The following is an 11009-nucleotide window of genomic DNA, read 5'->3' as shown; positions in this document are numbered from 1 at the left end:
GATTAACTACCGCTTAGGTCTTCCTCGTTGTTTTTGTAACGGCGCCGCATTTTCCTGAAATACTAAATGTGGGAATCATGGCTTCTTGAGGCGATTGAAAGCTTGAGGGGTTTCATGTTACCAGCGCATTGGTGGGCGCGATCATCGCACTTGTGCTTGAGCCGAAGGTGCCGCGGAGAATGGGGGACCTTGCCTCACACCGAGGATCGCCGAACGGCAGCCGCGCGGACAAGGCGCCGCTGTCTAGCACACCCGTCCATTTCCGAATTGAAATTGCATGCGCGCGCCAGATCGCGACCGGTGGTCGGGAGACCCGTCAGGCTGGCGCCAAGGGGAAAGAATGAGCGGAACCCAGGACAATTCAGCTGAAACCCTAGAGCGCGGGACGCGCTTGGCTGAAGCCGGGTCTCGGGCCTTTGGCTCATGGCCGATGCGCGGGGGCCGGATGACCAAACGGAAGGGTCACGTGGCAAGCTTTGCGCCACATTTGCCCCAATTGGCGACCGCCACGACAAAAGCGTCGGCCCTGACGTTGCTTCTATCGGCCACGGCACTTACATCGGCAGGCGCGCAGACCCTGAGTTTCGGCCCGACCGGCGCCGGCGGCTCTGGCACTTGGGACACCAGCACCAGCAATTGGTTCGATGGCTCGACTGCGGTGCCGTGGGCGGGTGGAGACACCGCCATATTTGGCGGGACCGCAGGCACCGTGACCGTGAGTGGTACGGTTTCGACGGCAGGCGCGACCTTCAACACCACCGGCTATACGGTCACCGGCGGTACGCTGGCCCTAAGCGGGGCCACGCCCACGATCACGACGGATGCCGGGGTGTCGGCGGCGATCAGTTCGGCGATCTCCGGCTCCGCCACCTTGGTGAAATCGGGGGTGGGGACGCTCACTTTTTCCGGCACCCAGACTTACACGGGGGCGACCATCGTTGATGCCGGAAAGTTAGTTCTGAGCAACGTAACCGGCTTTGTTTCCGCGACCACGGTCAATTCCGCTGCTACACTGACTTTCACCGGCACCACATCCGTAACAGCCGTCGCCCCCGTCACCCTCAACGATGGCGCGATGTTGGAAAACATCAATCCATCGGGCACCGTCGTGTTGAGCGGAGCCGTGACCACCACCGGCAACACGTCGATCAACGTCAATACTCCCGGCACGGGCCGGGGGCTTTACCTGGACGGCGGCTTGAAGGGCAGCGGGACGGTCACCATCAACGCGGCCAATGCGGGCAACTCCGTGGCACTGCGCAACAACAACAGCACCTTCAGCGGCACGCTGGTCATCAACGGCATCGCGAATGGCGCCGCCGGCGCCGGCAGCGGTCTGGCCCTTGGGGGACCAGCCACCAGCAATGCCCTGATCAATACGAATGTCGTGCTCAATGGCACCATCGAATTGGCCGATCAGGGCATAGGTTCGGGATTTCTCACGAGCGCCTTCAATTTGGGCGCGCTGTCCGGAAGCGGCATCATTGTCGCTAATCGCCAGCCCAGCGGCAATTTTGGCTCGACCATCATACTGGGAAATACCAACGCCGACGGACTGTTCAGCGGCCGCATCATCCGCGGCAGCGGCAAGACCAACGTGGTCGGTGTCACCAAGGTGGGCACCGGCACCCAAATCCTGTCCGGCGCCAGCACTTATGTCGGCGCGACCAGAATCTCCCGCGGTGTTCTGAGCACCCCGCTGCTTGCCAACGGCGGCGCTGCCAGCGGCATCGGAGCCTCCGCCAGCGCCGCCGCCAATCTGATTCTGGACGGCGGCATGCTGCAATATACGGGGAGCGGCGTGAGCACGAACCGTCAATTCACCCTGACGACGAATGGCGGCGCCATCGACGCGTCCGGCAGCGGAGCCTTGACCTTCAGCGACACCGGTTCAGTCGCTCTCAGCGGCGCGGGCGCACGTACCCTGACCCTGACCGGTAGCAACACAGGCGCAAATGCGCTGTCTTCCGTTCTTGGCGACACCGGCGGTCCGACAACCCTAGTCAAGTCGGGTCTCGGCACGTGGGTCCTGACCGGCAGCAACAGCTACACCGGAAGCACCCTCGTCACTGCCGGCACGCTGCTTGTCGACGGCGATCAGTCCGGTGCGACCGGAACCACCACCGTCGGCTCGAACGCGACACTCGGCGGCACCGGCACCGTCGGCGGCAACGTCACGATTGCGAACGGCGGCACGCTCAGCCCCGGCGAGGCCGGCAACGCACCAGGCACGCTCACCATCAATGGCGGGCTGACCCTCAACAACACCTCGGCCGTCAATTTCAATTTCGGCCAGGCGAACGTGCCGGGCGGGCCGCTGAACGATCTCGTCAACATCGGCGGCAACCTGACGCTCGACGGCACGCTCAATGTCACGCAGACGACGGGCGGGATCTTCGGCCCCGGCGTCTATCGCGTCTTCAACTATGGCGGCTCGCTAACCGACAACGGGCTCGATGTCACGTCGCCCGACTATTTCGTGCAGACCTCGGTCGCCAACCAAGTCAACCTCGTCAATTCGGCGGGGCTGCAGCTCAGCTACTGGGACGGCGACGCCGGTCCGCACTCCAACAGCATCGTCAACGGCGGCAACGGCACCTGGCGGGCCGCCGGCGACCAGAACTGGACCGATGCCAGCGGCACCTTCGCCGCGCCCTTCGCCAACGCCAGCTTCGCCATTTTCCAGGGTGCGGCGGGAACCGTCACTGTCGACAACACCAACGGCCAGGTGCAGGCGACGGGCATGCAGTTCGCCAGCGATGGCTATCTGGTCCAGGGCGCAGATATCGAGCTGGTGAGCGGCTCGAGCATCATCCGCGTCGGCGACGGCAGTGCGGCCAGCGCCGGCTTTACAACCACCATCGCCGCCAACCTCATCGGCGCCAGCCAGTTGGTGAAGAGCGATCTCGGCACGCTGGTGCTGTCCGGCACCAACAGCTACAGCGGCGGCACGGCGATCAACAGCGGCACGCTGCAGATCGCGTCGGACGCCAATCTCGGCAATGCGGCGGGCGGCCTGACCTTCGGCGGCGGCACGCTCCACACCACCGCCGATATCACCAGCGCGCGTGCGGTCGCGCTCGCCGGCGCCGGCACCTTCCTGACCGATGGCGGCACCACCACCACATTGACCGGCGGCATTACCGGCGCGGGTGCGCTGACCAAGGAGGGCGTCGGCACACTGGTGCTGGCGAGCGATGCCACCCATAGCGGCGGCACGACCATTGCCGCGGGCACGCTGCAGGTCGGCAATGGCGGCACCTCCGGCAGCCTCGCCGGCAATATCACCAACAACGGCACGCTGGCCTTCGACCGCTCCGATAGCTTGTTGTTCGGCGGCGTGATCTCCGGCACGGGTAACCTGAACCAGATCGGCACCGGCACCACGATCCTGACCGCCGCCAGCACCTACAGCGGTGGCACGACGATCTCCGCCGGCACGCTGCAGCTCGGCAATGGCGCCGCCTCGGGCTCGATCCTTGGCGACGTCGTCGATAACGCCACCCTGGCCTTCGACCGATCGGACGATATCACTTTCGGCGGCACCATCAGCGGCAGCGGCGGCATCAGGCAGTTCGGCAGCGGCTCGACGACGCTCACCGCCAACAACAGCTATGCGGGCCCGACGGTCGTCGATGGCGGCACGCTCTTCGTCAACGGCGACCAGTCGGCGGCCGTCGGCCCGACCTCGGTCAGTGTCGGCGGCACGCTCGGCGGCACCGGCACGATCGGCGGCGACGTCAGCGTGGCCGATGGTGGGTCGATGAACCCCGGCGTTGCCGGTGCGACCGGCACGCTCACCATCAACGGCGCGCTTGGGCTGAGTGGCGGATCGAGCCTCAATTACGATTTCGGCCAAGCCAATGTCGCCGGTGGCGCGTTCAACGACCTGACGGCGGTCGCAGGCAACCTGACGCTCGACGGCACGATCAATGTTGCCGTCGCGCCCGGCGGCACCTTCAGCCCCGGCATCTACCGGGTGATCAGCTATGGCGGCACGCTGACCGACAACGGCCTCGACGTCGGCACGATCCCGTCGCCGGACTTCTTTGTCCAAACTTCGATCGCCAGCCAGGTCAATCTGGTCAACACCGCCGGCCTGCTGCTCAACTTCTGGGACGGCGACGCCGGTCCGAAGAACAACAGCGCCATCAACGGCGGCAATGGCATCTGGCAGAACTCGAACGGCAACGACAACTGGACGGAAGGCACAGGTGCGATCAACGCGCCTTATGCAGATGGCGCCTTCGCCATCTTCGCCGGCACGGCCGGCACCGTCACCGTCGACAATTTGCCGGGACAGGTCAGCGCTGCAGGCATGCAGTTCGCCACCGACGGCTATCTGGTCCAGGGCGGCGACATCACCTTGGTCGGACCGCAGTCGACCATCCGCGTGGGCGATGGCACCGCGGCCAGCGCCACGTATGTGGCGACCATTGCCTCCAACCTCACCGGCAACACCCAGCTGGTCAAGGATGACCTCGGCACGCTGGTGCTGTCCGGCACCAACAGCTACACCGGCGGCACCGCGATCAACGGCGGCACGCTGCAGATCGCGTCGGACGCCAATCTCGGCGACGCGGCGGGCGGCTTGTCCTTCAACGGCGGCACGCTCAACACCACCGCCGACATCACGACCGGCCGCGCGGTCACGCTCGCCGGCGCCGGCACCTTCCTGACCGATGCAGCCACGACGACGACATTGACCGGCGGCATCGCCGGCGCCGGCGCGCTGACCAAGGACGGCACCGGCACGCTGGTGCTGGCAAGCGATGCCACGCACACGGGCGGCACGACCATTGCGGCAGGCATTCTGCAGGTCGGCAATGGCGGCGCTCTCGGCAGCCTCGCCGGCAATGTCGTCGATAATGGCACGCTGGCCTTCGATCGTTCGAACGCCATCACCTTCGGCGGCGTCATCTCCGGTGCGGGCGGCCTGAACCAGATCGGCGCGGGCACCACGATCCTGACCGCCGCCAACACCTATGGCGGGCCGACCAACGTCAACAGCGGCACCTTGCTCGTCAACGGCAACCAGTCCGGCGCCACTGGCCTGACCTCGGTGGCAGGCGGGGCGACGCTCGGCGGCACCGGCATCATTGGCGGCGATGTCACCATGGCGGATGGCAGCACGCTCAGCCCCGGCGGCAGCGGCAACGCCGCCGGCGCGCTGACGATCAACGGCAACCTTATACTCAGCGGCGGCACCAGTCTTGCGTATAATTTCGGGCAGGCGAACGCGCCCGGCGGCGCGCTGAACGACGTCGTCAATGTCGGCAATCTGACGCTCGACGGCACCCTCAACATCACGCCGACTGCCGGCGGCAGCTTCGGCCCAGGCGTCTATCGCGTGTTCAACTACAACGGCTCGCTGACAGACAATGGGCTCGCCCTGACGTCGCCCGACTACTCGGTCCAGACATCGATCGCCAACCAGGTCAACCTCATCAACACGGCCGGGCAGCTGCTGACCTTCTGGGACGGCGATGCCGGCCCCAAGAACAACAGCGTGGTCAACGGCGGCAACGGCACCTGGCAGGTCGCCGGCACAGGCGACAACTGGACGACCCCCGGCGGCGAGGTCAACGCGCCGTGGAGCAACGGCCAGTTCGCCGTATTCCAGGGCACGCCCGGAACCGTGGCCGTCGACAACGGCAACGGGCCGGTCACCGTCAACGGCATGCAGTTCGCCGCCGACCGCTACCGCATCCAGGGCGACGCCATCACCCTGACCGGCGGACCGGCGATCATCAATGTCGGCGACGGCACCAGCGGCAGCGCCAGCTACAAGGCGACCATCGCGTCTGACCTTGTTGGCAACTCCGGGCTGACCAAGGTCGACTACGGCAATCTGATCCTTGCCGGCAACAGCACCTATGTCGGGGCGACGACCGTGCAGGACGGAACCCTGGCGGCGGGCAAGGCCGGCGCCTTCAACGCGACGTCAGCATTCACGGTGCAGTCGGGCGGCACGCTTGACCTTGCCGGCTTCGACCAGACTGTCGCCTCGCTCAGCAATAGCGGCGCGGTTCGGCTTGGTGCTGCGGCACCCGGTAAGGTGCTCACGGTGAGCGGGGACTATGTCGGCAATGGCGGCAAGGTCCTCATCAATGCCGCGCTCGGCGGCGATGCGTCTGCGACCGACAAGCTGGTCGTGCATGGCAACACCTCCGGCTCCGGCATCCTTGCGGTCACCAATGTTGGCGGCGCGGGCGCGCAGACCAGCGAAGGCATCAAGATCGTCGACGTCGCCAGCAGCTCGGTCGGCACCTTCACGCTTGCCGGCAACTATGTCTTCCAGGGCGACCAGGCTGTCGTCGGCGGCGCCTATGCCTACCGGCTCTACAAGAACGGCGTGAGCACTCCGACCGACGGCGACTGGTATCTGCGCTCGACCTTGATCAACCAGACCGGACCGCTCTATGCGCCAAGCACGCCGCTCTACGAGGCCTATGCCGGCGTGCTGCAGAGCTTCAACGAACTGGGTACGCTGCAGCAGCGCACCGGCAACCGGACATGGGGCGAGGGCGCAACCCCGCAGGGCGCGGACGTGCCGGGCCAGGGTCCGGACGACGGCAACGCCATCTGGGCCCGCATCGATGCCGCGCACGGCAAGTTCGAGCCCAAGACTTCGACCACCGGCACCGATTACGACGTGACGACGTGGAAGCTCAACGCCGGCGTCGACGGCCTGCTGCATGAAAGCGAGGCCGGCATCCTGTTGGGCGGCATCACGGTCCACTACGGCACAGTGTCGTCGGACGTCTCGTCGCTCTTCGGCACCGGCTCGATCTCGGCCACCGGCTATGGTGTTGGCGGCACGCTGACCTGGTTCGGCAACAGCGGCTTCTACGTCGACACCCAGGCCCAGGCGACCTGGTATGACAGCGACATCAACTCGGCCGTGCTGGGCAAGCTTGCCGATGGCAATAAGGGCTTCGGCTATGCGCTCAGCATCGAGAGCGGTCAGAAGATCGCGCTGCGCGGCAACTGGTCGCTGACCCCGCAGGCGCAGCTTTCCTACTCGGCCGTCGACTTCGACAAGTTCACCGATCCGTTCGGCACCGTCGTGTCGCCCGGCAGCGGCGACAGCCTGATCGGCCGCCTCGGAGTCTCGGCCGACTATGAGGACCAGTGGGCCGACAGCGCCGGCCAGGTGAGCCGGGCGCATGTCTACGGCATCGCCAATCTCTACTACGACTTCCTCGACGGAACCGATGCCGATGTCTCGGGCGTGAAGCTGGTCAGCCAGAACCAGAAGTTCTGGGGTGGTCTCGGCCTCGGCGGCTCGCTCGACTTTGGCGACGGCAAGTACTCGGTCTATGGCGAAGCGCTGGCCAAGACGAGCCTGGCAAGTTTCGGAGACAGCAATGTCCTCAGCGGCAAGCTCGGCTTCAGCGTGCACTGGTAGCAGCGCCGACGAGGCGTCGGGCACAGCCTGGTCAGAATGCGCCCAGATGTGCGCATTCTCTGCCGTTCGCATCCTGGGCGGACCGAATTTTTGAAAGATGGAAACAAGATGAAACGAAACAGACGAGTTGGATATGCCACGCTGATCGCCGCAAGCCTGCTTTCCTTTGCTGCCGCATTCGCGCAAGACGCCTCCGGTCTCCCCGGCGGGGCGACCTCGTTGCGGGAAGGGCATGGGGACTGGACCGTCTCCTGCAATCTCGCCACCCAGAACAACGCCGGCGTCAAGGTCTGCGCTCTGTCGCAGGAGCAGACGGATAGTCAGTCGCGCCAACGCGTTCTGGCGATGGAACTGCGCCCGGCAGGCGAGACGGTTCAGGGAACGCTGGTGCTGCCGTTCGGCCTGGCGCTGGAAAAGGGCGTGACGCTGCAGATCGATGACGGTCTCGTGCTGCCGCCGCTCCGCTTCCGCACCTGCCTTCCGGGCGGCTGCATCGTGGATTTGGCTTTTGATGCCGAGACGTTGGCAACCCTGCGCGAGGGCAAAAGCCTCAATGTCAAGGTGGTCGCGGACGGCGGCAAGGAGACCAACCTTGCGCTCTCGCTGAACGGCTTCCCCAGCGCCGTCGACAGAACGGTGGCACTGCTGAAGTGATATCACTGACCGGTTCATGATGAGCCGGTTTGCCGAGATCCTCTTGGGCTTAGATTAGGCCGAGTGTCTCAATCAACACCCGGCTTCCGGCCGCCGAATGCAAGGTCCGCTTTTTGCCCAATTATCCCGAGGGTCGACGTTCCGCCTTCGGCCCCAAAGGCGACATCAGAACATCTGCTCTGCAAAGACCGCTTCGGGCGCATTTGCGACGTTCGTTGGCACCACAAGGTAGCAAGGCTCGGCCCTGAAATCATTGAAGATTTTTCGGACAGGGCGCTACCAAATGCTCATGTTTTTATTGTGATTTCAATAGCTTATAAGTAGGTTGGTAGCGGGAGAGGGACTTGAACCCCCGACCCCAGGATTATGATTCCCGTGCTCTAACCAACTGAGCTACCCCGCCAGGGCGGCGACAAGCCCGAAATCCGCCTTAAATCGAAAGGCATTTCGAGGCGTTCGCCAAGGTCGCGCGGATATAAGGTTGGGAGGGCGAGCCTGTCAAGCTTCGATGCATTCGATATCGGCGCATATTCTCCATGGAGAAAAGCTTTGCCGCGCGAACACCTGCTTGCAGCCGCCGGGGTTGAGTTCGACGGGGCACGTCGCTATGTCTCGGCCACGAGTTTTTAGAGTTTGAAACAGATGAAGCCGCGCATTGCAGTCCTCGGTTGCGGATACTGGGGCTCCAACCACATCCGCACCCTCAAGGCGCTCGGCGCGTTGCACGCGGTTTCCGACACCAATCGTGCCCGCGCCGAAGGTTTCGCCAGCGAACAGGACTGCCTGGCGATCGCGCCGGACCAGCTGTTCGTCCGCGATGACATCGACGCCATCATCATGGCCTTGCCGCCGCAGTTCCATGCCGATCTTGCCGTGCGCGCCGTCGAGAACGGCAAGGACGTGCTGGTGGAAAAGCCGATCGCGCTGACGGTGCCGGATGCCGAGCGCGCGGTGCGGGCGGCCAAGGACAATGGCCGCGTCTACATGGTTGGCCATGTCCTGCGCTTCCATCCCGCCTTCGAGACGCTCAAAGGCCTGATCGACAAGGGCGAGCTCGGCGAGGTCCGCTACATCCATTCGCACCGGCTGGGGCTCGGCAAGTTCCATACCGAGAACGATGCGCTATGGGACCTCGCGCCGCACGATCTGTCGATGATCCTGGCCATCACCGGCACCGAGCCGATCGAGGTGCGCGGCGAGGGGGCGGCACTCCTCGACAATCTCAGCGATTTCGCGCATCTGCATATGCGCTTTCCCAACGGCCTGCGCAGCCATCTTTTCACGTCGCGGCTCAACCCCTATCGCGAGCGGCGGCTGACCGTGGTCGGCACCAAGGCGATGGCGGTGTTCGACGATGTCGAGCCATGGGAGCGCAAGCTCGCCGTCTACCGCCACGCGGTGTGGCAGGACAGCGGCCAGTGGGCGTTCACCACCAACGAGCCGTCCTATGTCGCGGTTGCCCAGGGCATGCCGCTGACGCGCGAACTGGAGCATTTCATCCAGTGCATCGGGACGCGCGCCGAACCACGCACCAGCGGCGAGGAGGCGATCAGGGTGCTGCGCATCCTGACGGCCGGCACCGTCACCCACACCAAATCCACATCCTGAGGGAGGGCCGCGTCGTACCTCTGGTGCGACGGGCAGGGAGAGCTACTCGGCGGGAATTTGTGCCGGCTTTTCGGCGAGCCGGCTCAGCATCGCTTCGGCTTCGGCGCCGCGCTCTGAGCGCACGATGAAGCCGCCGCCGAAGACGCGGGCCTCGTTGCCGTCGTCGGAATAGAGCACGCAGGCCTGTCCGGGCGCGATGCCCGATTCGCCATCGGCCAGCTCGACCGAGGTCACGCCTGCCTCGTGGCGCAGCATGGCCGGCCGTGGCGGCCTGGTCGAGCGCACCTTGGCGAACAGCTCGATGCCGCCGGCGGGCACATCGGCGAGCGCGGCGTCTCCCAACCAGTTCATGTTGCGCAGATAGATCTTGTGCGTCTCCAGCGCTTCGCGCGGGCCGACCACGACACGGGCGCGCTCGGCGTCCAGATGGACGACATAGAGCGGCTCGCCGGACGCGATGCCGATGCCACGGCGCTGGCCGATCGTGTAGCGCAGAATGCCCTCGTGGCGGCCGAGCACGCGGCCGTCGATATGGACAATGTCGCCCGGGTTGGCGGCAGCCGGCTTCAGCTTGGCTATGATGTCGGAATATTTGCCCTGCGGCACGAAGCAGATGTCCTGGCTGTCCTGTTTGGCGGCGACCGTCAGCCCCATCTCCTCGGCGATGGCGCGAACCTGCGGCTTCGACAGGCCGCCGAGCGGAAAGCGCAGATAATCGATCTGCGCCTGCGTGGTGGCGAACAGGAAATAGCTCTGGTCGCGGTCGGCGTCGACCGGCCGGTAGAGGGCGCGGTGGGCGCCATTGGCCCCGGAGCGGATGTAGTGGCCGGTGGCCAGCGCGTCGGCGCCGAGATCCTTGGCCGTGGCCAGAAGATCGGCGAATTTGACCGTCTGGTTGCAGGAAACGCAAGGAATGGGTGTTTCGCCGGCGACATAGCTCTCGGCGAAGGGATCGATGACCGCCTTGCGGAACCGCTCCTCATAATCGAGCACATAATGCGGAATACCCAGCGTCTCGGAGACGCGGCGGGCATCGTCGATGTCCTGGCCGGCGCAGCATGATCCGGCCCGATGCGTTGCCGCGCCATGATCATAGAGCTGCAAGGTGACGCCGACGACATCATAGCCCTCGCGCTTCAACAGGCCGGCAACCACGGATGAATCGACGCCGCCCGACATGGCGACGACAATGCGGGTCTCTTCGGGACGTCTGGGAAGGTCGAGACTGTTCATGGTGCTTTCATTCTGCGGCAGCTCAAATGCCAATGTCGAGAATATAGGTCAAGCTTTCATGCGGCGCCAGCTTGCAGGACGACCCGCGGCGTATGGCGAACGC

4 protein-coding genes and 1 tRNA gene are annotated in these 11009 nt (G+C 65.0%); 3 read left to right on the top strand and 2 right to left on the bottom strand.

Annotation, left to right across the window (positions count from 1 at the left end):
• Nucleotides 1-466: 466 nt before the first annotated feature.
• Nucleotides 467-7411 (top strand): autotransporter outer membrane beta-barrel domain-containing protein, encoded by a 6945-nt coding sequence (locus tag FJ492_RS12380; RefSeq protein ID WP_181166640.1) that lies wholly within the window; start codon nt 467-469, stop codon nt 7409-7411.
• A 48-nt stretch (nt 7412-7459) separates the two neighbouring features.
• Entirely contained in the window at nt 7460-8065 is a 606-nt protein-coding gene (locus tag FJ492_RS12375) for an invasion associated locus B family protein (RefSeq protein ID WP_246676013.1), read from the top strand.
• Nucleotides 8066-8391: 326 nt separating this feature from the next.
• On the opposite strand, the gene FJ492_RS12370 is transcribed toward FJ492_RS12375, so the two are convergent.
• Nucleotides 8392-8468 (bottom strand) — tRNA-Met (locus FJ492_RS12370).
• A 239-nt stretch (nt 8469-8707) separates the two neighbouring features.
• On the opposite strand from FJ492_RS12370, the gene FJ492_RS12365 reads away from it, so the two are divergent.
• Nucleotides 8708-9673 carry a Gfo/Idh/MocA family oxidoreductase gene (locus tag FJ492_RS12365; RefSeq protein ID WP_140504788.1) on the top strand — a complete coding sequence of 322 codons (966 nt, stop codon included), beginning with the start codon at nt 8708-8710 and terminating at the stop codon, nt 9671-9673.
• Between the two features lie 42 nt (nt 9674-9715).
• Here FJ492_RS12365 and mnmA read toward each other — a convergent pair whose 3' ends face one another.
• Nucleotides 9716-10906, bottom strand: coding sequence for a tRNA 2-thiouridine(34) synthase MnmA (gene mnmA / locus FJ492_RS12360; protein WP_140504790.1), 1191 nt, complete (start codon nt 10904-10906; stop codon nt 9716-9718).
• Nucleotides 10907-11009 lie beyond the last annotated feature (103 nt).

Source organism: Mesorhizobium sp. B2-5-4 (assembly GCF_006441095.1).
GTDB classification, from domain to species: Bacteria; Pseudomonadota; Alphaproteobacteria; order Rhizobiales; family Rhizobiaceae; genus Mesorhizobium; species Mesorhizobium salmacidum.
The sequence above is the reverse complement of the archived record's forward strand: the minus strand, read 5'-3'. Positions and strand labels throughout refer to the sequence as shown.

Excerpts from the sequence above, each read along its gene's own strand:
- FJ492_RS12365 (WP_140504788.1), top strand. The coding sequence starts at position 8,708 with ATGAAGCCGCGCATTGCAGTCCTCGGTTGCGGATACTGGGGCTCCAAC.
- mnmA (WP_140504790.1), bottom strand. The coding sequence starts at position 10,906 with ATGAACAGTCTCGACCTTCCCAGACGTCCCGAAGAGACCCGCATTGTC.